Here is a 26,758-nt window from a genome sequence, read left to right as displayed (position 1 = left end):
GCCGGACAGATCCACGCGGACCGAACGACCATGGAGCAGCAGCTGTGCATCAGACAGCGAAGTCGACCGCGCCCATCGCGGTAACCGACCTCGGCACCGTACGAGGCGCCTCAACCGCACAGCCGGGTGTCACGGTCTTCCGCGGCATCCCTTACGCCGCGAGCACCGCCGATGAGAATCGATGGCGCCCACCGCAACCGGCCACGCCCTGGTCGGGCGTGCGGGACGCGGCCCGATTCGGCCCGATCTGTCCTCAGAACGCGGGGCCTGGGACGCTCCCGATGAGTGAGGACTGCCTCGCCGTGAACGTATGGACCGCGGGGGTCGACGACGAACGGCGGCCCGTCCTGGTGTGGATCTACGGCGGTAGGTTCATCTCCGGACACGGAAGCGACCCGACCTTCGATGGCGCGGCGCTCGCGTCGACCGGCGTCGTCGTCGTCACCCTCAACTACCGCAGTGGAGTCTTCGGCTTCCTCGCGACCGGCGAGCTCCTGGAGGAGTCGATCGCGGGAGGCGGCGCCGCCGCGGGCACCGTGGGCAACTACGGCTTGCTCGATCAGATCGCGGCCCTGCAGTGGGTGCAACGCAACATCGCCACATTCGGTGGCGACCCCGGCCGCGTCACCGTCGCCGGGCAGTCCGCCGGTGCCGCATGCGTGATGGACCTCGTCTATTCGCCGCTGTCCCAGGACCTCCTGCACGGCGCCATCGCGGAGAGCGGTGCCCTTCACCCGGGAGACCCCTCCCTCGACTTCGTCGCCGCGTCCTACCGGCGCCGCGACGATGCCCTGAGCCAGGGCGAGGAGTGGATGCACAAGCACGGAGTCAACACCCTGGCCGAGTTGCGTGAGCTGCCCGTGGAGCAACTGCTCGTGGGCAACGACGCGGACGAACCGGGGCCGGGCGGTCATCGTCCCCCGTTGTTCCGACCCGTGCTCGACGAAGTGGTGTTCCGGCGAACGTACGACGACTCGCTTGCGGGAGCTCACCACCGCGACATCCCGGTGATCACGGGCGGCAATCTCGACGAAGACGGAGCATCGCCACTGCCGACGACCACCCTGGCGCAATACCTTGAGCACGCGCACACGGTGTACGGGGAGATGAGGGAGGAGTTCCTCTCGCTGTTCCCCGCGCAGAGCGACGAAGAGGCGCGTACGCGCTGGAACGAGTCGGCACGCGCGCACTCGCGTTCATCGACCTATCTCTGGGCGGAGGCATGGTCGCGAGCCGGCGGGACCGCGCCGCGCACGTACTACTGGACGCACGCTCCGACCGGGCACGACGCCGACACGCGGGGGGCATTTCACGGATCGGAGATCTACTACGTCTTCAACAGCCTGGCGGCGAATCCCGAAAGGCCGTGGACGCACAACGACCGTACGATTGCGGGGGTCGTGTCGTCGTACGTCTCGAACTTCCTCAAGACGGGTGACCCCAACGGCGGCCACCTGCCCGTTTGGCGGCGGTTCGACGGTGAGCCGCTGACCATGGAAATCGGTGACGCGTTCAGCCCCCGGGCGGTCGCGAGCGCGACCGAACTGGATTTCTTCCGGCGCTTCTTCGCCGCGCGCCCCAAGCGGTGACAACAAGGAATCGACGGAGGTGGCGCTGGTCGACGGCGTCCACCGACTCGTCAAGGCGCTGATCGTGCGTGGCTGACGGTGTTCCCGCCCCCGCCTACTCGCCCGGCCTCAACCCCGTCGAGGGCGTGTGGGCGCACGTCGAACGCGGCCTGGCCGGCCTCGCAGTCGTCGCCCTCCCCCGACCGCGACATCCGCACAGCGGAGGCGCCGGGCCCGGTGCGCGTCCGACCCGGCCCACGCGGAGGGCCGAGAACCCAACGCGAACCGGGGCCAGGACGAGGTCCCAGCGTCAGTGGCACATCCCGGTCAGCGCCCCGCTTACCTCACCGCCGGGGCCTTGCCGTGTCCCCGTCCCGGCCGCAGCCCACCACGGCGGCCGGGACGACCCACTCCGTCCCGGCCGCGGTGAGCCGGCGGGCTTCCTCGGTGGGATCTGGCATCGGGGGCATTTCCCTCTGACTTCGCTGATCTTTCGCCTACCGGGCGCGGTCGTCGAGCAGTTCGATGATGCGGTCGGTGACATCCGACTCGGCGATACGGGGGAAGACCCGCCCGATCGAATTGCGGTGGGCTTCGGCATCGAAATCCGAGACCGCGTCGACGGCGACACTGACGTTGTAGCCGAGGTCGAATGCGGACCGGGCGCTCGACTCGATGCCCGAGCTGGTGGAAACTCCGCCGAATACCAGTTGCGTGATGCCGCGCTGCCGGAGTTCCGAGTCGAGGTGGGTTCCGTGGAAGGCGCCCCATCGGAAGGTGGGGATGACAAGGTCATGCAGCTGGTCGGCGAACTCGTCGATGATCTCGGCGAAGTCGGGACCAGGGGGCTCCGGCAGGTCGAGGTCCTGCTCGACTCGGCCCGGAGCCGGGCCCCCGATGGCCACGAGGATCACCGGTAGCCGGTGCCGCTGAAAGGCAGCGGCAAGCTTGACACACCGTGTGACCACCTCGTCTCTCGACTGCGGGGCAAGGGGCAAGCGGAGTACGCCCTTCTGCATGTCGTTGAGGACAAGGGCGGTCCTGCTATCGAGCTTGCTGATGGTCACCGGAAGGCTCCGTATCGGTAAGTGTGGCGGGATGCCGGACCGGGCGGCACGGGGGCATCACTGCGGGATCAGGCGGACCCTCTCCCACCCGCCTGGGGTGTAGGTGCAGCTGACGATCCCGCCGTGGGGTTCGGCCTCGTTCACGCCGCGCCCGTCGATTCTCAGGTAGGCACCGGGGAACGCGGCCGAGCCGATGAGGAACGTGCCGTCGGCCTGCTCCTCCAGCCGGAACTTCGCCCAATCGCCGACCCCGTACTGGCAGTTGACGGTGCCTCCACCGCTGTCGGAGGCGAACGGGGGCGCGCCGTGGGCATCCATGCGGAGGTAGACGCCAGGGAACGAGACCGAAGCGATCGTCACTGCGCCGTCGTCGTCAGCGGCTGAGATCTCGAAAATCTCCCACGGCGCGATCTGGTACTGACAGTTGACCGTCCCGGAGCCGTCATCGGCCTTGCTGGTGACCTCCCGCGCATCCATGCGGAGGTAGATGCCGAATTCGGCGGACTGAATCACTACGACAGGCATGGTGGTCTCCTCTGGTCACTGAGCGGGTGCCGCTATAGAACGGCGAATGGCGTCCATGGTGCGCATCACGGCGATCGAGTCCGCGAGCGGATTGGTGCCGAGTTCGGTCAGTCCTGTCTGTACGGCTTCGCTCACCTCGCGGAACATCGGGACCCAGCCGGCCCCTTCGAGTTCGACGTTGAACAGCTCCCGGTGTTCGCGGATCAGTTCATATGATCTTGGGTTCAGGAAGGTCGGGCCGATGACGATCTCGCCCTCGGTACCGCCTATCCGGGCCACTGGGGACATCCTGCTGATCATGCTCACGGCCAGCTGGGCGAAGCGGGAGTCCGGATAGCCGAGGTAGGCGGCAGCGGTGAGCTCGAATCCCTCGGGCGAGAGGGCGCCGCGGGCCTCAATACGGGTCGGAGGGCCGAGCACGTGGTGAGCCAAGGCCACGTTGTAGCAGCCCAGGTCGTAAAGGGCACCGGCGCCGAGAGCGGGGTCGTAGGCGTTGTGGTGGGCCGGCAGGCGCAGCCCGAAGTCCGCGTGCACGCTGACCACCTCGCCGATCGCCCCGTCGCCGATGAGTTTGCCGACCGCGCGGATCGCCGGGTTGAACCGGGTCCACATGGCTTCCATCAGGAACCGGCCGTGTTCGCGGGCGAGGTCCGCGAGTCCGGCGGCCTCGTCGGCGTTCAGGGTGAAGGGCTTTTCGACCAGGGTGTGGAATCCGGATTCGAGCGCGAGGCGGGCGAGCGGTGCGTGCGTGCTCGGCGGGGTCGCGATGTAGGCGAGATCGAAACCGCCGTCGGCGAGCAGCGTTTCGTAACTCCCGTAGTGGCGGGGGATGCCCCACCGGCGGGCGAATCCTGCGGCACGCTCGGCGTCTCGCGAGCCGACCGCCACCACCTCGACGTTCTCGGTGCGTTGGAGGTCCGGCATCGCGGTCTGGGCGAGGTAGCCGGTGCCGAGGACGGCCCAGCGGGTTCGGTTTTGCATGGATCTTCTCTTTTCAGGTGAAGCGGCAGACGGCCGGGTACCACGAGTTGCATGGCCGACCCGGTGGGGATCGTCGGCACGTCGAAGTACTGAGCCATTGGCTTTCCCCTCATGACGGGGTGACGGTGGTCGTCACGGTGCTTGGCCGGAGGGTGTTCATCCAGGTGCGTCTGTTGGCGTGTGAGCGGGCGTCACCAGGCCCGTTGGTCCGCCATGAGTCGGCGGTGCAAGTCGAGCCTGGGCGGCTCCGCGGCCGGGATGGGACCGAAGCGGTCGCCGATCTCCATCGTCGCCGGGGCTGCTGGATCGGCCGGCACCCACTGCCGCAGTGCCGGTCCGTTGGGGTCGCCGGTGGCGGCGAAGTTGACGACGTACCGGGATACCGTGTCGGCGATCCGGTGGTCTTCTGCCGTCCATGGCCGGTCGGTGGCATAGAGGTTGTTCAGGAAGTAGTTGATCTCGGATCCGTGGTAGGCGCCTGCGGACTCCGCGTCCGGCCCCGGTGGCACGTGCGTCCAGTAGTAGGTGTAGACCGGGCTGCGGGCGTGTTTGGCCCATTCGGTGGCCCAGAGCCAGGTGGAGGTGCGCGCGTGGTCGCGGGCGGCTGCGCTGGACTGCCGGCCAGCTTCCGCGTCGGTGGACGCGGGGTACAGGGCGAGGTAGTCGTCGGCGCTGTCGCGGAGGTGGCGGCGGGCGGAGGCGGTGTATTCCGCCAGGCTGACGTGCGGTTTCGGGGAGGCGCCGTCCTCGTCCTTGTTGGTTCCGGTGATGACGGGGATATCGGCCTGCGTCCCGAGAGCCAGCGCTTCGGCGTAGCTGTGGGGAAACACCCAGCCGTCGCGGACCGGCCGGAACAGCGGAGGCTGGTGGCCCCCTCCGGCCTGGTCCGCGTCATTGCCGCGCAGCAGGTCCGGCAACGGAAGGGCGCGCAGTTCTTCGAGTGTCGCGACGCCGAGGTCCTGGAGATACCGGGTTCCCTCGGCTTCGGCCTGCTCCCGGGTGCGGTAGGAACTGGCCAGATAGGCCAGTGACGGGTCGCGCGGATGGCGAGCGCCGCTTTCGGCGATGGCACCGTGGAACAGTCCCCGCGCAGGCGGCGAGTACATCAGGTCCTGGACACAGGCACCGCCGGCGGACTGGCCCGCGATCGTCACACGGTCCGGGTCTCCGCCGAATGCCGCGATGTTGTCCCGCACCCAGCGCAGGGCGGCGATCTGGTCGAGCAGGCCGTAGTTGCCGGAACTTCCGTGCTCGGATTCCGCGCTGAGCTCGGGGGTGGCCAGGAAGCCGAGTACGCCGAGCCGGTAGTTGAGCGTCACGACCACCAGCCCGGCGCCGGCGAGCGCGGCTCCGTCGTACAGGGGCTCGGAGCCCGCGCCCATGATGAACCGGCCTCCGTGAATCCACACCAGTACCGGAGTGCGGTCCGAGGGTTCCGCTGCCGTCCACACGTTGAGGGACAGGCAGTCCTCGCTCATCCGGAGCTTCTGGCCGCGGGGCGTCTGCGGGCAGACCGGACCGAAGTCCGCGGCGTTTCGCACGCCTGTCCACGGCGCGGGCGGCTGCGGCGGACGCCATCGCAGCGGACCGCTGGGAGCCGCTGCATAGGGGATCCCCTTGAACACGGTGACGCCAGGCAGCTTGGCCGGGGTACCGGCAACCAGGCCCGACTCGGTCGGAACCGGCTGACGGTTGAGAGGTTCACTCATCAAGATCGGAATTTCTTTCGTCAACGACAGGTATCCGCGACGGGTGATCCGGACCGGTGGCCGCCGTGGCCCCGTGCCGGCAGACAGGACGACACCAGTCGCGGCCCTGAACCGGAGCCGACTGGCTGCTGTCCCTTTGAATGGCGCATCCGAACGCCAGAAGTGGTGCCCCGCGGGGCACCGGTTCGACGAGGGTAAAGTGTCTGAGCCCATCGTGGACATTCCCTCCGCGCAATCTAAGGATGAGCAGAGACCTCAGGTTCTCAAGGCGAAACTGTTGACAGCGACGTCACGTGTTCGTAACCCTCTGACTCAGCAGGGCATACGGCCCCGCAGGCTGCCGAGCAGAGGAGGGACATGATGACGGGATCGCTGGTCACAGGTCACACCTCACGCTGCGCACGGCCCGGCCCCGAGGGCCGTGCCGACGTGCCAGGACGCCCCCGCTGCGGAGCCGGAAGGCCGGCGGGCGACGACTCGGCCGGATGGTGCGAGCGGCCCAAGTGGAAACAGGGCAGCGTGTTCACCCCGCTCCCTCGCGCACGACACGGACTGACACCACCCTGCTGATCCGGGTAGGGCCCGTGCTGCCAGGAACCGGGTTCCGCGTTCCACACCACGCTTTCGCGGCGACCGCCGGGTAACTCCCTCCGTCCACCGCGACTTGCAGCCCACCCGATGAGGTCGAACGCTGTCTCGGGCACACCCGCGACAGCCGAGCAGTGTTCTCCTCATATCCGCGGGTCCCGGCTGCGGGTCGCGGCCGATCACAAAGCCTCGCTTTTCAGGAGTTGTGCTCACCCGAGCATTCGACGTATCTCTATGTCGACCGATTTGTCGGCCTTCCCCATCACCTCGGCAGGACGGCCCTCGGCATGAACGCCGACCGTGCGCAATCCCATCTGCCGCTTGACGCCTACCGGGTCAGCGGCGGCAAATCCCCAGACACCGCCGACGCCCTTCCTACCGGAGGGAGACAAGGCGCACGGGCCGGATTTCCTCACCCAGAGATACCGGTCGGAACACGACGGCGCCGCGAACCGCTCTCCGCCGGCGCGTGCACGGTGGCACAGATGCCGACCCTGCTCGCGGCAGCCGGCCTCGGACCGACCGAGGGCCGGGAGCAAGCGCCCTGACGCGGTGGTCAGACCACCTCGTCGGGCACCACTGACTGGGCCATCCCCCGGTCTCCTTTAGAAGTCATCTCATTTGGTGAGTCTGCGGTAGCAGATCAAGGTGCAGGCGATGCTGGTGAAGGCGAGGAAGTGGTCGGCTTTGCGTTCGTAGCGGCGGTGCAGGCGTCGGCATCCGGTGAGCCAGGACATGGTGCGTTCGATGGTCCAACGGTGGCGGCCGAGTCGCTGCGAGGTCTCGATGCCCTTGCGGGCGATGCGGTGCCGGATGCCCCGGCTGGATAACCAACGTCGCAGGTGGTTGTAGTCGTAGCCCTTGTCGGCGTGGAGTTTGTGGGGCCTGCGCCGTCGGCGTCCTCGGCGGGAGCGGATCGGCGGTATGCCCTGCACCAAGGGGATCAGTGCCTGGCTGTCGTGCGTGTTGGCGCCCGAGATGCCGATGGACAGGGGCAGTCCGGTGCGCTCCGTGATCAAGTGGATCTTTGACCCGTACTTACCCCGGTCTACAGGATTCGGACCTGTCAGTTCCCCTTTTTCAGGGCCCGCATGTTCACCGAGTCGATCGCGCACCGCGACCAGTCCAACTCTCCACGGGAGCCGAGTTCGTCGAGCACCAGACGGTGGAGCTTGGCCCACACCCGGGCCTTCGACCACTCGGTGAAACGCCGGTGAGCCGTCGCGCCGGACGGCCCGAACGACGCGGTCGGCAACTGCTGCCACGTGCAGCCCGAGGTCGCCACGAAGACGATTGCGGCCAGCACTTCGCGGTCACCGTGCCGGCGTCGGCCCCCACCCTGGGGCCGCGAGGGCGCATCCGGCACCACCCGCTGGAACAGTTCCCACAACTCATCCGGCACCAGCCGCTCAACGATCCTCGCCACGACTGACAGCTTACCCAACCAAATGAGATGACTTCTTAGTACATCAGCTACATCAGCACCTGCAAATCGTGATCAAGGAGTGGAATCAACGATGCTTCCAAGATCGAACCGCAAACCCGTATGGCCGTTTGCCCTCGGCACCATGAGCCTGATGGCCCTCAGCGCGTGCTCCGGAGGCGGGGCGGTGGGCGGCACCAACGCGTCCTCCGGCGCCAAGTCGACCACCCTGACCATCGCGGTGAACTCGGCGCCGGCCAGCTTCGACCCGTCGCGCGCGGACAACGGCAACGGCCTGTACCCGATGCAGCTCGCTTACGAGCCGCTGATCAGGCAAACCGGCAGCGCTACCTATTCGCCGGGGCTGGCCTCCTCGTGGCGCTACCTCGGTGAGGGGAACACGCGCTTCCAGCTGACCATCCGCAGCGGCGTCAAGTTCTCCGACGGCTCACCGGTCACCGCGCAGGCCGTGGCCGACTCGATCAACTACTTCACCACCGGCTTCGGCCCGACGACGGGCAACCTGGCGGGCGTGAAAGTCACCGCCTCCGGAGCCGACACGGTCACCCTGACCAGCAAGACGGCGAACCCGGAGTTCCCGCTCCTGCTGTCCCAGAACTTCCTGGCGGGCGACATCATCAGCCCGGCCGGCCTGAAAGCGAAGAGCTCGCTGACCAGCAAGCCGTCCGGCGCGGGCCCCTACGTCCTGGACTCCGGCGCGACGGTGTCCGGGGAGCACTACACGTTCACCGCCAACCCCGCCTACTACGACAAGTCGAGCGTCCACTACAAGAAGGTCGTCATCAAGGTCATCGCCGACCAGACCGCTGAGCTGTCGGCCCTGCAGACCGGTCAGGTCGACCTGATGTTCGGCTCGGCGCAACAGATGCCGACTGCCAAGTCCGCAGGACTGACCGTCACCAACACCGGTCCCACGCAGTGGAACGGGGTCTTCCTGCTCGACCGCGAAGGGACCAAGACCAAGGCCCTGGCCAGCCCGCAGGTCCGCCAGGCGCTGAACTACGCCGTGGACCGGTCCGGCATCGCCAAGGCCGTGTACGGTGCGCTCGGTTCGGCCACCGACCAGCCGACAACGAAGGGCTTCGACGAGTACGTGCCGTCGCTGGCGAACTACTACACGTACGACCCGGCCAAGGCGAAGCAGCTGCTGGCCCAGGCCGGCTACCCGAACGGCTTCTCCACGTCCCTGACGTACACGTCGTTCGATCCGCAGACCAAGCAGATGGTGCAGGCAATCGCCCAGCAGTGGGCCGCCATCGGGGTCAAGGTCAAGCTGGTGTCGTCAGCCAGCTACCCGGCGATGTCCACCAACATGTACCGGGCCGGCGCCCTGTCCGTGGCGTGGAACGGCCAGCCGATGTTCCTCCAGGTGGGCGTGCTGTGGTCGGCCAAGGGGGGCCTCAACCCCTACCACGCCACCGATGCCTCGTTCCTGAGCGAGTTCGCCCAGGCCTCGAAGGCCTCGCAGTCCCAGCTTGCCGCGCAGATGGCCGACGTCGCCGCGGTCTCGGTCAAGCAGGCGTACACCGTCCCCGTCGTCCAGATCGACACGGTGGTGTTCTCCCACGGGGTCAACGGCATCCCGAGCCAGCTGCCCGGCGCCCATCTCAACGTCGTAGAGCTGCATCCGTAATGCTGACCCTGATAACTCGGCGCCTCGCCCTGTCGGTCCCGCTGCTCGTCATGGTGACCGCGGTGACGTTCGTGCTGGAATCGCTGGTCCCCGGTGACACCGCTCGCGCCCTCATCGGAGCGAGCGGGTCCACCGAGGCCTACAACAAGCTTCGGGACCAACTCGGCCTCGACAAGCCCCTGTGGTCTCAGTACGGCCACTACCTCGACAACCTGCTCCACGGGAGTCTCGGCACGTCCGTCTTCACCGGCCAGCCGGTTTCGGCGACGCTGAACCAGCGGCTCCCGGTCACGCTTTCCCTGGTGCTGCTGGCCACCGTGTTCGCCGCGGTGGTCGGAATCCTGCTCGGCGTGGTCAGCGCCGTGCGGGGCGGAGTGCTCGGGCGTTTCGTGGAAGCACTGTCCCTCGTCGGCCTGGCTCTTCCCGGATTCTGGGTGGCACTGGTCCTGGTCGAGGCGTTCGCTGTCGTGCTGCGCGCCTTTCCCGCCACCGGCTACATCTCGCCCACGCAGTCGTTCGGCACCTGGCTGTGGGCGCTGTGCCTGCCGGTCACCGCACTCGGACTCGTCGGCATCGCGAGTATCGCGAAGCAGACCAGGGACTCCATGAAGGACGCACTGGCCAGCAACTACATCCGCACGCTACGGGCCAACGGCATCCCGCGCCGGTCCATCATCTGGAAGCACGCGCTGCGCAACGGCGCCATTCCCGTGGTCACCGTGATCGGGCTGGCGTTCGTCAGCGCACTGAGTGCCTCGGTGTTCATCGAGGCGGTCTTCGTGCTCCCCGGGCTCGGCAGCATCGCCGTCAACGCGACCAACCAGCACGACATACCGATCATCGAAGGGGCGGTGCTGTACTTCACCGTCCTCGTCGTCATCGTGAACCTGGTCCTGGACGTGCTCTACGGGCTGCTCAATCCGAAAGTGAGACACCAGTGACCACCCAGACCGACCATGCCGAGCGGCCGGGCGTACTCGCCGCCAGCACCTTCCTGCGGCGAGTCGCGCGAAAACCGCTCGGCGTGATCAGCGCCGCGTATCTCCTGCTGCTCGCCCTGGCCTGCGCACTGGCCCCGGTCGTCGCGCCCTATCCGCCACTTGCGCAGAAGCTCGACCACGTCCTGGCCACCCCGAGCTCAGCCAACCTGCTCGGCACCGACGAGCTGGGCCGTGACGTGCTCAGCCGGCTGCTGTACGGCGGCCAGGACACCCTGCTCGGCGTTCTGGAATGCGTTGCGGTGCTGCTGGCCATCAGCCTGCCCGTCGGCCTGGCCGCCGGCTACCTGGGCAGCTGGACCGACCGGGTCGTCAGCAACGTGACAGACCTGATGCTCTCGGTGCCCACCATCGTCGTGGCCCTCGCCGTCCTGTCGGTGTTCGGCTCCTCGATGACGGTGGCGATGATCACCATCGGCATCCTCGGCTCCGCCGGAGTCATCCGGGTCATCCGCAGCGCGGTCATCGCGGTGCGCGAGGAGCTGTACGTGGCGGCGGCCCGAACGTCCGGGGTCACCGACCCTCGGATCGTCAGCCGCCATGTACTCCCCCGCATCGCCGGCCCCGTCATCGTGCAGACCTCGCTGTACGCCGGGATCGCGCTGGCACTGCAAAGCGGTCTGGCGTTCCTCGGCCTGGGAATCCAGTCCCCGGCCCCGAGCTGGGGCGGGATGGTGGGGGAGGCCTCGGACGCCATCAACCAGGACCCCTGGCTGCTGGTCCCGAGCGGCGGCATCATCGCGCTCACCATCATGGCGTTCGGCCTGGTGGGCGACGCGGTGCGGGACGCGGCCGTGGAACGCTGGTCCGGGACCGCGCAGACCGGGCGCCCAGCGGCGCCGCGCACACGCCCGACGGAGGCCGCCGCGCCGGATTCCCTGGACGCCACCGAACCGGGTGCGCTGAGCGTGCGGGGACTGAGCGTCGAGTTCGACACACCGGACGGTCCGGTCACGGTGGTCGACGGAGTGTCCTTCACCCTGCGTCCAGGTGAGGTGCTCGGCCTCGTCGGCGAGTCCGGCTGCGGCAAGTCCGTCACCTCGCTGGCCCTGCTGGGCCTGCTGCCCGAAAACGGACGGATCAGCTCCGGGCACGTCATGTCGGGCGGCCGGGATCTCGCGGCGATGACCGAACGCCAGCTCGCCGATGTCCGCGGCAGCGAGATCGCGATGGTGTTCCAGGAACCGATGTCCAGTCTCGATCCGTCGTTCCGCGTCGGCTCCCAGCTGGCGGAGACGATCCGCGCACACGAGAAGCTGTCACGGCGTGAGGCTCGCGAAAGGGTCCTCACGTTGCTGGAGCAGGTCCGCCTGCCAGACCCCGCGGACGTCTACCGCCGCTACCCGCACGAACTGTCCGGCGGCATGGCGCAGCGGGTCTGCATCGCCCAAGCGCTCGCGACCGGGCCCCGCATCCTTGTCGCCGACGAGCCCACCACCGCCCTCGACGTGACGGTGCAGGCCGAAATCCTCGCGCTGCTGCGCACCTTGCAGGCCGAGACAGGCATGTCGGTCATCCTCGTCACCCACGACTGGGGGGTCGTTGCCGACCTCTGCGACCGCGCCGTCGTCATGTACGCGGGCCAGATCGTGGAGGAGGCACCGATCCGCAACCTCTTCCACCACCCGCACCATCCCTACACACTCGGCTTGCAGGAATGCAATCCGGAGCGCTGGAGCGGCATCGGTGAACTACCGGCCATCCCGGGCATGGTGCCGCCCCCGAGCCGCCGGTCCAAGGCCTGCCGCTTCGAGCCGCGCTGCCACCTGGCCGGCCCGGAGTGCACGCGCGAACCGATCCCGCTCCTCAGCACAGCACCGGACGACGACGGGCTCCACCAGGTCAGATGCGTCAACTGGCAGAAGGTTCAACCGGCGAGGACACCATGACAACGAACTTGCTCTCGGTCCAAGGACTGAGCGTCGACTATCACGTCGGCCGGCGCCACGTATGCGCTGTCGAAGACGTCAGCCTCGACGTCGGAGCCGACGAGACCGTCGGCCTGGTCGGCGAATCCGGATCGGGCAAGACCACGATCGCCCGCGCCGTGCTCGGCCTGGCCAAGGCCCGTGCGGGCACCATACGTTTCGATGACGAGGACATCACGCATGCCGGCAAGGCGCACCGGCGCCGGCTGAGCAGGGACATGCAGGTGGTCTTCCAGGACCCCTACGGCTCCCTCAGCCCCACCCGAACAGTCGCGCAGACGCTGACAGAGCCGCTGCTCGCACACCGGCTCGCGTCCGGGCAGACCGCACACGACCAGGCAGCCGACATGCTGGCCCGGGTGGGCCTGGAACCCGACGCACTGCGCCGGTACCCCCGGGAGTTCTCCGGCGGGCAGCGCCAGCGCATCGCGATCGCCCGGGCCCTGATGCCCTCACCGCGCCTGGTCGTCTGCGACGAGGCCGTCAGCGCGCTCGACCTGTCGGTCCAGGCCCAGGTCCTCAACCTCCTGCGGGACCTCCAGCGCGAGTACCGGCTCGGCTACCTGTTCGTCGCCCACAACGTCTCCGTCGTGCGCCACATCTCGGACCGTATCGTCGTCCTCTACCGCGGCACGGTCATGGAATCCGGTCCGGCGGAAGCCGTCTGTACCAAGCCCGGACATCCGTACACCCGCGCGCTGCTGCAAGCGGTCCCGGTCGCCGACCCGGACCGGCAGGCCGCCCGGCGGGCAGTCGCGACCCCCGCCGAGCATGTCTCGGCGCCCCTGACCGGTTCCGGCTGCCCCTTCGCCGCGCGATGCCCCCACGTCATCGACGCGTGCCGGCGCGAACGCCCGCCGCTCGTGGCGGCGCCAGGAGGAACCCAGGTCGCCTGTATCCGGGCAGAGGAGTTGGCCGGGTATTCACCTCCCGGGTGAAGGACACCGAAGCGGATGCACAACTCCTGTGCGGCCGCACCGCCAACGCCGAGGCCTCCGCGCCGATCCGTACCGCGGAGGTTCCTCAGCGCCGATCGCGCGGAAGCCCATGTGGCACTCAGGACCTGCCGTACCGGCCGTGACGCCGGGAGCACGGACTCCTCCATCCGACGGCTGGTCGCACCGGGACACGCTCCGGCGGCATGATGTGCGGGGCTGAGAACGCGTGGCTCGCGACGACCAGGCAGTGGGAGGGTCTAGGACCTCCATGCCGGCGCCGGCCCGGAACGAATCCACCGTGGGGCCAGGAGCTGACGGAACCAGTGGGGCGGCCTCCGTTACGGGGGTGGCTCGGCCTTCGGGGAATCGGCGTGGTCAGGGCGTAGCACCCGTTGGAAATCCCGTACGTCGGGGAAGGGCGGATCGCTGCCGGGCGGCAGGTCCACCTCGAAGACGTTCAGGAGCATGGCCAAGGTGGCGAAGGTGCCGAGCGCGATGACCAGTTCGACCAGGCAGCTCTCGTCGAGTTCCGCGAGGGCGGCCGCGTATGTCTCGTCGTCGGCGAAGTGCTCTACGAGGATCTGGGTGACGAACTGGTGGAGCACATCTTCGTCGGGGCGGGGGAACCGCGGTTGCTCGCCGCGGGCCAGCCGGTCCAGTGCCTCCCGGTCCACTCCCGCCGCAACGGCCTTGTCGATGTGGGCGTTCCACGAGTGCTGCGCGTCGAGGCGGCGGGCGACGATCAGCAGAGTCAACTCGCGTAGCCGGGGTACGAGTTGCGAGTCGCGCATGCAGGTTGTGGCGAGCTCTTCCAGCTTGTCGCCCGCGTGAGGGCTGTGCAGCAGCACCGCGAACGGTCCCGGCACCCCACCGCGGCGGTCCGTGATCCGCGCGTGGAGAGAGACCTGGTCCTGGGTCGGTTCAGATATCGGGGGCAGACGCATGGGGCCTCCTGGGCTTGTGCGATGTGGCGGCTGGGGTGCGAGCAAGGGCGACGGGACTCAGGCGTGCTGTTCGAACCTGGCCCTCGCGGCATCCAGGCTCGGCTTGGGCGGGACGAAGTCCAGTTGTTCGTACCCGAGTGCGGCCAGTACCTCCTCGCAGATCCGCTGGTCATCGGCGCCGGTGGCACCGGAGAAGCCGAGCCCGCCGACGACTTCGCATCCCGCTTGACGGGCACTCCGCCGTCGGTCGCCATGATCGGATACTTGCCGAGCTGGGAGAGCTCCATGAAGAGCACGGGCCTGCTGTCCGCCCAGGGCTCCAGGAGCTGGGTGGGGCAGCCCATCACGGCCGCGGTGTACGCCTTGGCGCTGGCCAGTTCGACGGTGTTGGGCCGGGTGTTCGCCGAACGACGGGCGCACAACACGAAGCCGTTGACGTCGACGACGGCGATGCCGGTCGCCTTGTCGATGGCCCGGGCGCGGACGTCACAGGCTGCGAGGATCTCGTCGGCCGCCTAGTGGTGAGCGACATGCCGGCACGGGGTCCGGCTGCGGGCAGATGTCGCCGAAGCGGCCCGCCGCGCGCACGCCCTTCCAGACACGCTGGCGCAGCGGTTGTCGCCGGCCGTGGACGCGGCGCAGGGGATGCCCTTGCAGACAGTGGCCGAGGTCAGCTAGGACACCACTCCCGTCACCTGGCCGTGCTCGGTCCGAACGGGAAGGCTGGGAGCTGTCATGTGATCACTTCCGCCAGAAGGCGGCGTACCGCTCGCCGAGACCATCGAGGAGTACGGGATAGTCGTGGTCGGCCCCTGCCACCACGTGGTACTCGTGCTCGACCCCGAGCGTGGCGAGCATCTCGTCCATCTCACGGACGACGCCGACCAGGCGCTCGTCCCGGGAGCCGACCATCAGCCGGACCTTCGAGTGGTTCCTGATCTCCGGGGAGTTGGCGAGAAGCAGCGTCCAGGGGCTGACCGCGTCGTAGTACGCCTGGTCTCCGAAGAACGTGTTGGCGACCCGCTCGTCGGGCTCCAGCGAGAGGTCTTTCAACAGGGGCGGTGCGATGGCTGACACCCGGCCGAAGATCTTGGGGTACTTGAAGCCGATGTGGAGTGCGCCGAAGCCTCCCATCGAGAAGCCCTCGATCGTTCTCGCCCACGGCCCGGGGATCGTCCGGTAGGTGGCGTCGACATGGTTGACCAGGTCGCCGGCGATCGTCTGCTCCACCGGGCGCGCGCCGTCCTTGGAGTCGACGTACCAACCGATGGGCAAGGCTTGCGGCAGCACCACGATGGTCGGCGGCATGGCGCCGACGCGGATCGCGGCGTCGATCCGCTGCACCGCGGCGCCGCCCTGGCGGGCGTTGCCGAAGCCGCCGTGCAGCCAGTAGACGACCGGGAAGCGGGCATCCGGATCGTCTTCGTAGGCGGGCGGCAGGTAGATCTGGTAGCTGCCCTGGAGCTCCCCCTTGCCGCGGTCGCGCGATCCCTGTGGGTAGAGGCCGAACCGGGTGAGCTCCTGGTCCTCCTGGACGGTGTCGATCCACTGCTGTTCGAAGACGGCGAGTTCTTCCGGGGTGTATTCCGGGATGTGCTCTGGGGTGTGTGCGGTGGGCGCGGTCATGTATGCGGTCCTTGTTCTTCACCGGTGGGGGAAATAGGGCGTGGTCTTGCAGGAAGTGGTTGTCGGTACCCGGAGGTGGGATGCCCGGGTACCGGGCTCGGTCGGCTGCGCGGTCAGAGTTCTTCGTGGGTCCCGGGATCGTGTCCGATACGGCCTCGTGGGCGGTCCGTGATCCTGGCCATATCGTCCTGCGCCAGTTCGAAGCCGAACACGTCCAGGTTCTCCAGCCGTCGCCCCGGATCACCTGATCCGGGCAGGGGGACCACACCCAGCTGCACGTGCCATCGAAGCACCACCTGGGCCGGGGTGACCTCGTGGGCGCGGGCGACGGCCAGTACAGCCGGGTCCTCGACCAGGCCGTTCCCCCGGCCGAGAGGGCTGTGGGCCACGGTGAGGATGCCGTGCTCGGCGTGCTCGGCCCGCAGGTCGTCCTGCGGGTACGCGGGGGTGCATCTCGACCTGGTTGAGCGCGGGCACCACGCCGGTCTCCCGCTCCAGCCGCCGGATGTGTGCCGCGGTGAAGTGGGACACCCCGACCGAGCGGACCAGCTCCCCCTCAGGGAGTCTGATCATCGCCCGCCAGGAGTCCGGGTAGCGGTCCATCAGGGGCAGGGGCCAGTGGATGAGGTAGAGGTAGAGGTCGACGTAGTCGAGGGCCAGCCGTCGGCGGGCCTGCTCGAAGGACGCGAGAGTCTCCTCGAAGCCGTGGTCCCGGCCGGGCAGCTCGGTCAGGACACAGATCTCCTCTCGGGGGACTCCCGCAGTGGCGACGGCCAGGCCGACGTCCTGCTCGTTGCGGTAGGCAGCGCCGGTGTCGATCAGGCGGTAGCCGGCCCGCAGAGCGTGCCGGACGGCGTCCTCTGACTGTGCGTCGTCCATGGGCGCGGTGCACAGACCGATGGCGGGAACAATATGGCCATCGTTCAACGCATGAAGCGGTACAAGCGGTGCAGGGGGCATGAGAAGGACTCGATCCGCTGGATTACGCGGGTCCCGGTGACGGCGTGCCCAAGGCACGGGAGAACGTCGTGAGGCGCGCGAAGGGGTGGCGATTGCGATCCTCTGGGGAGCCTGTCGCCTAACGACGTCACCCGCCGAAACACCACGGTGTTGCGGACCTGACGCTCTGCGGGCTGCTGCCCAATGGATCGGCTAACTCCATCCGAAGGCGTGGCGAATGACCGGGACACCGAACGCACACTGGGGCGAGCGAAGGAGACAAGCCGGTCGGATATGCACGGACATCTCCTTCCTTCAAGATGGTGACGCAGATCTCGTGACCGAAAAAACCGTAGCAGCAGCCTGAGCACGCGTTCAACCACGTCAGCGGTGCTTGGCTTCCACTTCGCGCATCCTTAGTTTTCGTTGCATTCCCGGCGGACTTCATTCCCGGGTACGGACAAGCGTGTCAGCCGTTATCTCTGTTGCGTCACCGGGTCGACAGACCTTCCGCCACAGTGGGAGCCACGGACGTATTCGGCAGCGCTGACCGGCAACGACCGCGCGGAGTGCGATTCCTCCGTACGGCAGGCCTCCGAACGCGTTCCCTGCGGCCGGACGTGGAACGACAAGAGCTGGAAACCCGCGCTGGCAGGAGCTGGTCTCATCCAGGCCATCGGCGAGAAGGTCCGCCGGGACGGCGGCCGGATCCGGCGGACTCCGATCTACGCAGCGCCGCGCGAGGACATGTTCCATGTCCTGCGGCACACCTACGCCAGTGTGCAGTTGGAGGCTGGCGAGTCGGTCGTGAGTCTGTCCGTGTGGCTCGGGCACGCCTCACCGAAGATCACGCTCGACCACTACGCTCACTTCATGCCGGGTGCCGGTCGACGCGGCCTGGCCGCCATGGATTCGTGGCTGGGACAGGACCAGCCGCAGATTGTCCCTGAGAAGTCCCTACTCACCGGATGGATCAAGAAGCTGACCCCGAATCCGCAGGTCAAGGAACTGATCGCATCCGGGGCCACCATGAACGTGAAGTACAAGGAGACGGCTCGCGGCGGCCTCGCGGTGAACATCATCGAGTGCTGAGGGCGTGGGGCTCCTCCCCCGCGGCCGTTCCCTCACGCGACGTGGGCCGACGCCTCGAAGCGTGAAGGACGGCCGGGGCCGTGTCGGTGGTCAGAACATCGACGACAGGCCGCTGGTGATCGAGGAGACGAGTTCCTTGCCCTCCTCCGCGACCTGCTTCACCGCGGGAGCCACCCGCTTGGCGACCGGGGTGATCCACTTGGACTGGCCGTAGGTGACCAGGCTCAGCGCGGTGCCCGCCGCGGCCCAGCCGAACTCGCCGCTGGTGAAGCCGTATTCGATGCCGGTGAACAGGGTGCTCAGCGCGCCGGCTCCCATCGCTATGTCGGCGAAGACCGCCGCGGCCGGGAGGCCGACGACGGCGAACGGGGGAAAGACGAGGCTGGCGACCCCGAGGCCGGCGGAGACGAATCCCGCTCCGATGCTGACGTAGTTGAAGGCGTCGGCCCACCAGCCGGCGTCCGAGTACCACGCGTCGTTGTCGGAGCCGCTGCCGTTCTGGTTGACCTCGTCGTTGGTGCCGTTGTCGGCCGGGTTGGTGCCGTTGTTCCGGTTCTCCTGCGCCTCCTCGGCGGCCTCGCGGGCTGCCTCGCGGGCCTCGGCCTGGCGCTTCTCGATGACGATGGCGCGTGCCTGGTTCGCCGCGGTGGCCGCCGTGGCCGCGTCCCGGCCCGCTTCGAGCTCGGACGCGCGCGCGTCGGCCGCGGACGCCTGGGCGCTGTAGGAGGAGGCCAGGGCCGAACGGGCCGCGTCGATCGCCTTGTTCGCGGAGTAGTTGGCCGAGCGGGAGGCGGTGCGCGCCGTCGTCGCGGCGGCCGAGGCCTTGGCCGCCGAAGCCTGCGCGTCCGCGGCCGACTTGTCCGCCGCGTCGGCGTTCTGCCGGGCCTGGTCGGAGTACTGGCCGGCCTTCGTCCCCGCGGCGACGGCCTTGTCCGCCCACTCCTGGGCCTCCGTGGCGGCTTCGCGGGCGGTCGCCGCCACCTGTGACGCCTGCGCCGCGGTCTGCTGCGCCGCGTAGGCGGTCTTGGCCGCCGCGGCGATCGCCCCCTGGATCGCCGCGACATGGGTGGCGGAGTCGTGGTCGAGCTGGTCCGAGGAGTGCTGCACGACCTGGACGAAGTTCCGGCGCATCCACGTCGGCCCCTCCAGGGCGACATCGCCGTAGGCCTTGGTGTAGTCGCCGCCGTTCGCCACCGAGGTCGCGGTCTCGACGGCGTCGTCCTCCCGCACGGCGGCGGGGTAGGTGCGGTCGAAGAAGTCCTGCAACGCCTCCGGGGTGTTCTCGTCCAGCGCGTCGTTGGCCGCCTCGGTGACGGCCTTGCCCGGCTTCTGGTCGAGGATCTTGCCGATCTGCACCCGGTTGTCGTCCTGCGAGGCCTTGATCACCCCGGAGGTGAGGAAGTCGCCCACGGCCGTGGAGCTGGTGCTCTCCAGCGCGGCCAGTGCCGCCCTGGCGATGGCGGGGTTGGACACCTGGGCGATGTAGAGGACGGTCTCCCGGTCGTCCTGGCCCTGGGCGACGCCCCGGTCGAGGTCGATCCAGGAGAACATGTCGTCGTCGCTGCCGGACAGCGCGAACTGGGCGGCCTCCCGCGTCCAGGCGCCCTTGGCCTCCAGCAGCGCGGTGGCGGCCTTGCGGCCCAGCGTGGCGGCGAGCGACAGGTCGCCGTCCGTGAAGAGGGCCTTCTCGGCGCCGCTGATCAGGTCCTTGGTCGACTGATCGGTCTGCGCTTCCTGGGCCCGCTTGTTCGCGTACTCGGCCAGTTCCTGCGTCTCGATCTCGGCCAGCAGCCGGGCCTCGTCCACGCCTTGGAGCCGCTCCTGCTCCAGGCGCGCGAGCTCCGCGTCCCGGGCCGCCTTGGCGACCGCCATGGCGTCCGTCACGGCCTTGGTGGCGGTGTCGGCGGCCTTGACGGCCTCGCCGGCGTGGGCGGTGGACTTGTTCGCGAAGTCGATGGCCTTGCCCGCGTTCGCCACGGCCTCGTCGACGGCGGCGGCCGCCTTCTCGGCGTGATCGGCGGCGGAGTTGGCGGCGTCCCGCGCCGCGGCGGCGGCCGCGGCCGCCGTGTTGTTGAGGGCCTGGGCGGTGGAGGCGGCGTTGGTGGCGCGGTTGGCGGCGGTGGTGGCGATGGCGGCCTGCCGCTTGGCCTCGGCTGCCTGCGACTGGGCGACTCCGGACGCGGCGGCGGCCTGCGCGGCGGAGGTGGCGGCGGCCGCGGAGTTGCGGGCGGCGGAGGCGGCCGAGGAACTGGCGGTGACGGACTGCGCGCAGGCGGCCCGCGCGTAGTCGGCCGCCTTGGCCGCGGTACGGGCCTTGGCGGCGGAGTTGCGGGCGGCGACCGCCGCGTCCTTGGCCGCCTGGGTCTTGCTCGCGTCCTTGGAGGCGGCGATGGCCGCGTTGTAGGCACGGGACGCGGCCCCGCCGGCGACGGCCGCGGCCCCGCTGGCGGCGGTGGCCGCCATGGAGGCGCGGCGGGAGGCGTTCACGGCCGCGTTGGAGGCGTTGATGGCGATCCGGGCGGCGTTCGCCGCGCCCGTGGCCGCGCTGGCCGCCTTGCGGGCCGCCGCCGCGGACTTCTGTACGTCGTCCTTGGCGGCCGCCGCCTCGGCCGCGGCCTTCTCCGCCGCCGCCTTCGCCGCCGCCGCGGCGGCCAGGGCCCGCTCCGACGCCTCGACGGCCAGGTCGGTCTCGGCCTGGGCGCGCTTGCCCTCCCGGTCGACGACCGCGACGAGTTCCTCGATGGTCGCCGCCTCCTGGTCGCGGGCGCGGGCGATGTGCTGGCCGGTGTCGAGGAACCACTGGATGTCCGTCGAGGTGCCGTCCAGGGCGCGGTTCGCGTACTTCTGCACCTCGGGCCCCGCCTTGACCAGCATGGCGGCGACCTGGACCTGCGCGTCCTCCAGGCGGGCGGCGTACTGACCCTCCGTCAGGAAGGCCTCCAGCGCCGTCCGGGTGCCCGTGTCCAGGGCGGCGGACGCCTTGCGCTGGAGTGCCGTTCCGCCGGTGGCCGACAGGATGGCGGTCGCCACCTGGAGGTCTTCCAGGAGAGCCGGCTCGTAACCGCCCTGCAGGAAGGCGGCGATGGAGCTGTCGCCGTTGTCGAGAGCGGCGACGGCCTCGCGGCGCAGGCCCTTGCCGGAGCGGGCGAGGTAGCTGGCGATCGCGACGCGGTTGTCCTCCGTCGTCACCGTCGGCAGCGTCTGGGTGAGGAAGGTGGTGATGTCGGCGTCGGTGCCGAACAGCGCGTCGGCCGCTGCCGCCTTGGTGGCCTTGCCACCCGTCATCCAGGCCTTGACCACCTTCGCCCGCTGGGTGTCGGGCAGCGTAAGCGGATCGGTCGTCGTCGTCGCGTCGGCCGCTCGGGCCACGGGCGCCCACGTCAGGGGCGTGGCGGCGGCGGCCGTGACGGCCGCGAGCGAGCCGAGGACTCGTCTGCGGCTCCAGAAGATCGTCTGCATGTGGATTTTTCCCCGTGGTTTCTGTGTGACCCCTGTGGGGGCGTATGTGTTGCCTGCGCGATGACGTGACCATACAAACGCAGGTTCGCAGAGCAATCAATGCGCCGTCGTGAATTGAAGAAGAGGCCGGAATCCGACACCGAAAGCTATCTTTATCTCTTCGTTATAGAAGCCGTACAACCCTTCTCGGGTGTGGTGAGCGTCACATCAAAGCGCCAACTGCCGTCCTTTTTAAGGGTTTTGAGGAGTGGACAAACCCGAGGAAGCGATGTGGCATCTAGGCGGGGGAAAACGATGTGGAAGCACTTGCGGCTTTGGCTATTTCCTTCACGTTTGCCTTGAACCACGCTACTTGGATCAATTCGGAAGCAACGAGTTTAGGAAAGTGATGAAGTCGCGTACCACATTTGCGGCACAGCCGCGACGCAATAGATTTCTGGCCCGCACCCTGGGTACGGCGGCGGCCGGCGCCCTCGCGTGGGCCGCCCTGGCGGTCGGTCTCCCCGGCGGCTCCCACGCCGAGGCCGGCCCGGCCGCGGCCGTCGCGGACAGCGCCCCCGGCTACGCGGTCGAGAACTTCGACTACCCGCAGGCGGACAAGATCCTCGCGGAGAAGAACATCGTGCTCAAGCGGGGTGACGGTCACATCACGCTCGCCGACTGCGTGACCGGCACCGGCCAACTGGAGGTCCAGGCGCGGGACAAGAGCAAGGTCTGCTTCGACGTCAAGGGCAACTCCGGCTGGCTGACCCTGGAGCTGCCGTCGGTCTACCTCATCCGCGGCAACGACTACACGACCGAGGCGGAGATGACGGTCGGCACCGAGGAGCAGTCGTACGACATCACCAAGAACGCCTGGACCCCGGTGGGCGAGAGCGCGGACGACCAGGCCCGTGAGTGGACGCTCCTGGAGCTTCGGACCGCCAAGTAGCGCCCTGCCGAACCCTCCTGCCCGATCCGCCACCATCCACCAGGGAACCGCATTCATGACCTACGCCAGACCTGTGCGCCTCGCCGCACTGGGCGCCGCCCTGACCCTCGGCTCCGCCGTGCTCGCGGCCGCCCCCGCCACCGCCGTCACCGGCCCCGCGGTCGCCGCCGCCGACACCACCTACGCCTACACCGCGCAGATCACCCTCGGCGATCACGACCGCGGCTGCTCCGGCGTCCTCGTGGACGCCGAGTGGCTGCTGACCGCGGCCAGTTGCTTCGCCGCCGACCCGGCCACCAGCCTGAGCGTGCCCGCGGGCAAGCCGGCCGTGACGACCACCGCCGTCATCGGCCGCTCCGACCTGACCGGCACCGCGGGCGCGGCCCGCGAGATCGTCCAACTGGTCCCGCGCACCGACCGCGACGCGGTCCTGGCCCGCCTCGACCGGCCGGTCACGGGCGTCAACCCGATCGCCCTGGCCACCGCCGCGCCCACCGCCGGCGAGACCCTCACCCTCGCCGGCTACGGCCGCACCGCGAGCGAATGGGCCCCGCTGAACCTGCACACCGGCGCCTTCACCGTGAACTCCGCCGCCACCACGAGCGCCTCGGTCACCGGCACGAGCGGCATCGCCGCCTGCATGGGCGACACCGGCGGCCCGCTGGTCCGGGGCGGCAGCGGCACCGCCCAACTGGCCGCCCTCGCCAGCCAGTCGTACCAGGGCGGCTGCTACGGCATCGACGCCGGCGTGACCAGCACCGACGGTGTCGTCACCCGCGTGGACGACCTCGCCTCCTGGGTGAGCGCCACCGTCGACGCGGTGCCCGCCACCGACTTCAACTGCGACGGCCTGGCGGACATCGCGGTCTCCGACCCCGCGGCCACCGTGGGCGGCGACGCCGGTGCGGGCCTGGTGCGGATCGTCTACGGCGGCGGCAAGGGCACCGCCGAGATCAACCAGGACCTCGACTGGGTGTCCGGCGGCGCCGAGGCGGGCGACCGGTTCGGCGACTCCATCGCCACCTTCGACTACGACGAGGACGGCTGCACCGACCTGGCCGTCGGCACCCCGTCCGAGGACATCGGCACCGTCGCCGACGCCGGCATGGTCGACATCCTGCACGGCGCGACCGGCGGCCTCGGCACCGGCACGACGAAGGACACCCACCTCGAACAGGGCGCGGGCACCGGCTCGTTGGCCGCCTCCGCGAGCGAGGCCGGCGACCTCATGGGCCACGCCCTGGCCGCGGGTGCCACCAGCACCGGCGAGCCGTTCCTGGTGATCGGCGTGCCCGGCGAGGCCCTCGGCTCCCTCGCCAAGGCCGGCAACGTGATCTACCTGCACGGCACCACCAACATCGCCGTCAACCAGGACGCCACCGGTGTGGGCGGCGCCGCGGAGGCGGGTGACGGCTTCGGCACCAGCGTCGCCGCCGACGCCAACCACATCGCCGTCGGCGCGCCCGGCGACGCCATCGGCACCAACGCCAACGCGGGCAACCTGGCGGTCTTCTCCCACACGCTGAACTCCGAGAACCGTCCCACCCCGCTGTTCGGCCTGGACCAGGACCTCGACACCGTCTCCGGCGCGGCCGAGGCCGGCGACCTCTTCGGCCAGTCCCTGGCGCTGATCCCCTACCGTCCCTCGGCGACCGCCGCGGCCACGGAGTCGATCCTCGCGGTCGGCTCACCCGGCGAGACCCTGGCCGTCGACGGCGTGAACAAGGCCGAAACGGGCTGGGTCCTGACCTTCCGGATCACCGCCGCAGGTACCTTCAGCCAGTTGCAGGGCTACTCCTCGGGCACCGCCGCCGACGACGTCTCCGGCACCTCCGAGGCCGGGGACCACTTCGGCCAGACCCTGGCCGCGGTGAACACCGCACCGCGCTCGGTGAGTTCGACCGCCACCCTCAAGCTGGCCGTCGGCATCCCGGACGAGGCCGTCGGCACCGCCACCGCCTCGGGCGCCGTGCAGACCTTCTCGCTCCTCGGCACCCCGGGCGCGAACGACCGCTGGCTGGAGGCCGGCGACGGCGACGGCATCCCCGGCACCCCGGGCGCGAACCAGCACATGGGCAGCAGCCTCCACTACACCGGCAGCCACCTGTACGTCGGCATGCCCAACGGCCCCTCGGCCTACGGCACCTTGTACGCGCTGCCGCTGTCCAACGTGACCGCCGGCGGCACGGTCGCCGCGGTGACCACGTACCAGCCGGGCGCGGGCGGCCTCCCCGCCGCCGACACCGACTTCGGCTACGCGGCACGGTGACCCCTGAGCCCCCGGGAGCCGGCTCCGGCCGGTCCCCGGGGGCTCGTCCGGCGGCACCACCCCGGCGCTCCGCATCGGGGTGGTGCCGCCGTCGTAACCGGTCAAGGTCCCCTGAGACATCGGCAGTTGTCCGGTGGCCCCGGCCAAGAGGAGAGGTATGACGATCAAGCACGCGACACGACCCGAACGGCCTGGACGCATACGGGTCAGATCGGCCGTACTGGCCCTGCTGACCGTGGTGACGCTGGGGCTCGGCACGCCCGGCGTGAGCTATGCGCAGCAGGGGACGGAAGCGACGCCGGTCCAGGTGGGCCAGACCGATCCGGCGAACCCGCCGACGGCCGCGCCCCTCACCGCGACCAGCGCTTTCCCGGCGGACTCCGCGGAGCACTGCCGGCCCACGCGGGCCGGCTCGAAGGAACGCCGGGCGGGCGCCGCCGAGGCATGTGTGCGCACGAGCCCCGCCCCGGCAAAGAGCACGGTGGCACAACAGCGGACCCTCGCCGCGGCAGCGGTCGCCGGTGGCTGCGACATCACCAGCCCCGGCACCTACTCCTACGAGCGCTTCGGGTACTGCGTGACCGGGGTGAGCGTCGTCTACATCCTGCGTGACAGCAACGGCAAGGAGCTCGGGCGCGGCACCCTGGAGATCTCGACCAGCGCGACCCTGCCCAAGGCGGGCACGACGTGGAGCGAGCAGGTCACGGTGACGATGGCCGCCGCGAGCGGCGAGGTCACCGCCCTCAACGCCAAGTTCCGCGCCGCCTGCACCACCGGCTGCACGGCGACGAAGACCGCGCCCTGGTACGGCGGCGACCTGACCCTGGGCCAGTCCCTCAGCGGCACCGTCGCCTACTCCTCGGCGCCCGCCCTGAACAGCAGCGTCGACTTCACCACCTCGTACAAGCTGTACGTGACCTCCCCGGGTGCCACGGCCGTCGACCCGAACGCCTCGTGGGACAACCCGCGCAAGATCCGCTGCGACAACGCGGTCGGGGGCACCTCGTCGGCGGGCTGTGCCGTCCCCTCGGTCATGCCGGTCGTGCCGATGAGCGCAACGGCATCGGACCCGGGCGGCGGCGTCGCCGCCTACGCGTGGGCCCAGAACAACCTCAACGGCGCCTGGGGCAAGGAGGGCAGCCCCCTGACCAGGTCGACGAACGGCGTCGCCGACCGCACCGCCAGCACGTGCGGCGGCTTCACGGCCCAGACGGAGCTCGTCGACAACGACTCCTGCGGTGACTTCCCCTTCGGCGAGGCGAAGGAAGGCGGTGCCGCCGGCGCGCAGTGCGTCCAGGTGATCCCCAATCTCGGCAACGACGAGTGGGACACCTACGTCCTGAACGACGCCCATGTCCTGGACCCCGCCTCGCCCTGCGTGCAGGCCCATGTCACGCCCGCCGAGAAGCAGTTCGCCGACACCCAGCTCGCCGACGGCTTCACGGACCAGCGGGTGATCGACGCCGACCAGTTCGAGCTGACGTTCTCGTTGCCGGACACCGGCCCGCAGGCCAGTTGCCTGAACAACCCCGGACCGATCAACTCGATTCCCAACGGCGACGGCTGGTTCTACAACACCACCGAGCCGGTTCCTCTCGTCAACCAGAGCGACCCGGCGGGCGGGGGCGGACAGCGGCCGACCCAGGCGCAGGCATGCCTGGGGCGGAAGACCGGCGGGGGGAAGGGAACCAGCGATCCCGTCACCGGCATGAAGGACGCGGAGGCGTTCAAGAAGGCGAACAACCTCACCTACGGCCAGTCCCGGTGCCATCTCATCGCGAGCATCCTCGGCGGACAGGGCACGAGTGCGCTCACGCGGAGCAACCTCGTCCCCTGCTGGCAGAGCGGGATGAACACGGGCACGCCCAGCATGCGGACCTACGAGACCATCGCGCAGAACATGATCAAGGACCCCGCCTCCGGTCTCGGAGCGAACGACGCGGTCTTCTATCAGGTGACACCCGTCTACAAGGACGCGAACAGCACCATCCCGTTGGGCGTCACGATGAGCGCCAGTATCCAACGGGTGAACGGGACAACCGAGGAACTGTTCCCCAACGTCTACGTCACCAACACCTATACGGACACTGGGTTGTACAACCTCGGTAACTGATCCCAC

The 26,758-nt window shown here is 69.3% G+C and carries 17 protein-coding genes and 3 pseudogenes; 10 read left to right on the top strand and 10 right to left on the bottom strand.

Translation table 11 applies throughout. From position 1 onward, the window contains the following. Positions 1-44: 44 nt before the first annotated feature. Together OG223_RS36240 and OG223_RS54005 are read left to right on the top strand one after the other, a co-directional pair. A complete protein-coding gene (locus OG223_RS36240; RefSeq protein ID WP_329257909.1) occupies positions 45-1,589 on the top strand; it encodes a carboxylesterase/lipase family protein in 1,545 nt (514 codons plus the stop codon). Positions 1,590-1,646: 57 nt separating this feature from the next. Then, positions 1,647-1,771, top strand: a pseudogene (locus OG223_RS54005) (transposase); the annotation flags it as partial. Between the two features lie 294 nt (positions 1,772-2,065). Here the strand turns inward: OG223_RS54005 and OG223_RS36235 are convergent. From OG223_RS36235 to OG223_RS36215, 5 genes are all read right to left on the bottom strand, one after another. Next, complete coding sequence (locus OG223_RS36235; protein WP_329257906.1) at positions 2,066-2,635, bottom strand: isochorismatase family protein; 570 nt, start codon at positions 2,633-2,635, stop codon at positions 2,066-2,068. Positions 2,636-2,692: 57 nt separating this feature from the next. Then, complete coding sequence (locus OG223_RS36230) at positions 2,693-3,160, bottom strand: fascin domain-containing protein (RefSeq protein ID WP_329257903.1); 468 nt, start codon at positions 3,158-3,160, stop codon at positions 2,693-2,695. 15 nt (positions 3,161-3,175) lie between these two features. Then, entirely contained in the window at positions 3,176-4,141 is a 966-nt protein-coding gene (locus tag OG223_RS36225; RefSeq protein WP_329257901.1) for a Gfo/Idh/MocA family protein, read from the bottom strand. 191 nt (positions 4,142-4,332) lie between these two features. Further along, entirely contained in the window at positions 4,333-5,850 is a 1,518-nt protein-coding gene (locus tag OG223_RS36220; protein ID WP_329257898.1) for a carboxylesterase/lipase family protein, read from the bottom strand. Positions 5,851-7,055: 1,205 nt separating this feature from the next. Further along, positions 7,056-7,855 (bottom strand): IS5 family transposase gene (locus OG223_RS36215; protein ID WP_329265522.1). Its coding sequence is split into 2 segments (ribosomal slippage): positions 7,056-7,517 and positions 7,520-7,855, totalling 798 coding nucleotides; the frame shifts between segments, so codons are not numbered across the junction. Positions 7,856-8,015: 160 nt separating this feature from the next. Here OG223_RS36215 and OG223_RS36210 point away from each other — a divergent pair. The 4 genes from OG223_RS36210 to OG223_RS36195 are packed head-to-tail and all read left to right on the top strand — an operon-like array spanning position 8,016 to position 13,379. Next, positions 8,016-9,515 carry an ABC transporter substrate-binding protein gene (locus OG223_RS36210; protein WP_329257895.1) on the top strand — a complete coding sequence of 500 codons (1,500 nt, stop codon included), beginning with the start codon at positions 8,016-8,018 and terminating at the stop codon, positions 9,513-9,515. Next, the gene (locus tag OG223_RS36205; RefSeq protein WP_329257892.1) at positions 9,515-10,456 is read left to right on the top strand and encodes an ABC transporter permease; all 942 of its coding nucleotides are present in this window, start codon (positions 9,515-9,517) and stop codon (positions 10,454-10,456) included. Before OG223_RS36210 ends, OG223_RS36205 begins: the two co-directional genes overlap by 1 nt. Next, positions 10,453-12,402 (top strand): dipeptide/oligopeptide/nickel ABC transporter permease/ATP-binding protein, encoded by a 1,950-nt coding sequence (locus tag OG223_RS36200; protein ID WP_329257889.1) that lies wholly within the window; start codon positions 10,453-10,455, stop codon positions 12,400-12,402. The genes OG223_RS36205 and OG223_RS36200 overlap by 4 nt, the downstream gene beginning before the upstream one ends. Continuing rightward, positions 12,399-13,379, top strand: coding sequence for an ABC transporter ATP-binding protein (locus OG223_RS36195; RefSeq protein WP_329257886.1), 981 nt, complete (start codon positions 12,399-12,401; stop codon positions 13,377-13,379). Before OG223_RS36200 ends, OG223_RS36195 begins: the two co-directional genes overlap by 4 nt. 338 nt (positions 13,380-13,717) lie before the next feature. Here OG223_RS36195 and OG223_RS36190 read toward each other — a convergent pair whose 3' ends face one another. The 4 genes and pseudogenes from OG223_RS36190 to OG223_RS36175 form a co-directional block, all read right to left on the bottom strand. Beyond that, on the bottom strand, positions 13,718-14,323 hold the full coding sequence (locus OG223_RS36190; protein WP_329257882.1) for a carboxymuconolactone decarboxylase family protein: 606 nt from the start codon (positions 14,321-14,323) through the stop codon (positions 13,718-13,720). Positions 14,324-14,601: 278 nt separating this feature from the next. Then, a pseudogene (locus OG223_RS36185) lies at positions 14,602-14,775 on the bottom strand (heme-binding protein); the annotation flags it as partial. Positions 14,776-15,064: 289 nt separating this feature from the next. Beyond that, positions 15,065-15,949: an alpha/beta hydrolase gene (locus OG223_RS36180; RefSeq protein WP_329257879.1), complete on the bottom strand. Its 885-nt coding sequence runs from the start codon at positions 15,947-15,949 to the stop codon at positions 15,065-15,067. A 113-nt stretch (positions 15,950-16,062) separates the two neighbouring features. Beyond that, positions 16,063-16,909: pseudogene (locus OG223_RS36175) on the bottom strand (aldo/keto reductase). Between the two features lie 726 nt (positions 16,910-17,635). On the opposite strand from OG223_RS36175, the gene OG223_RS36170 reads away from it, so the two are divergent. Further along, positions 17,636-17,980: a hypothetical protein gene (locus OG223_RS36170; RefSeq protein WP_329257876.1), complete on the top strand. Its 345-nt coding sequence runs from the start codon at positions 17,636-17,638 to the stop codon at positions 17,978-17,980. Positions 17,981-18,070: 90 nt separating this feature from the next. Here the strand turns inward: OG223_RS36170 and OG223_RS36165 are convergent, their stop codons facing one another. Continuing rightward, on the bottom strand, positions 18,071-21,439 hold the full coding sequence (locus OG223_RS36165) for an ALF repeat-containing protein (RefSeq protein WP_329257874.1): 3,369 nt from the start codon (positions 21,437-21,439) through the stop codon (positions 18,071-18,073). Positions 21,440-21,827: 388 nt separating this feature from the next. Here OG223_RS36165 and OG223_RS36160 point away from each other — a divergent pair, with 388 nt between their 5' ends. From OG223_RS36160 to OG223_RS36150, 3 genes are all read left to right on the top strand, one after another. Then, positions 21,828-22,370 (top strand): hypothetical protein, encoded by a 543-nt coding sequence (locus OG223_RS36160; protein ID WP_329257871.1) that lies wholly within the window; start codon positions 21,828-21,830, stop codon positions 22,368-22,370. Between the two features lie 55 nt (positions 22,371-22,425). Next, positions 22,426-24,639, top strand: a complete 2,214-nt coding sequence (locus OG223_RS36155) for a trypsin-like serine protease (RefSeq protein ID WP_329257869.1) — start codon at positions 22,426-22,428, stop codon at positions 24,637-24,639. Positions 24,640-24,796: 157 nt separating this feature from the next. Next, complete coding sequence (locus OG223_RS36150) at positions 24,797-26,752, top strand: DNA/RNA non-specific endonuclease (protein WP_329257866.1); 1,956 nt, start codon at positions 24,797-24,799, stop codon at positions 26,750-26,752. Positions 26,753-26,758: the final 6 nt, after the last annotated feature.

The organism is Streptomyces sp. NBC_01478 (assembly GCF_036227225.1).
In the GTDB taxonomy this organism is placed as follows: domain Bacteria; phylum Actinomycetota; class Actinomycetes; order Streptomycetales; family Streptomycetaceae; genus Streptomyces.
This window is presented reverse-complemented; position numbering and strand designations above follow the sequence as displayed.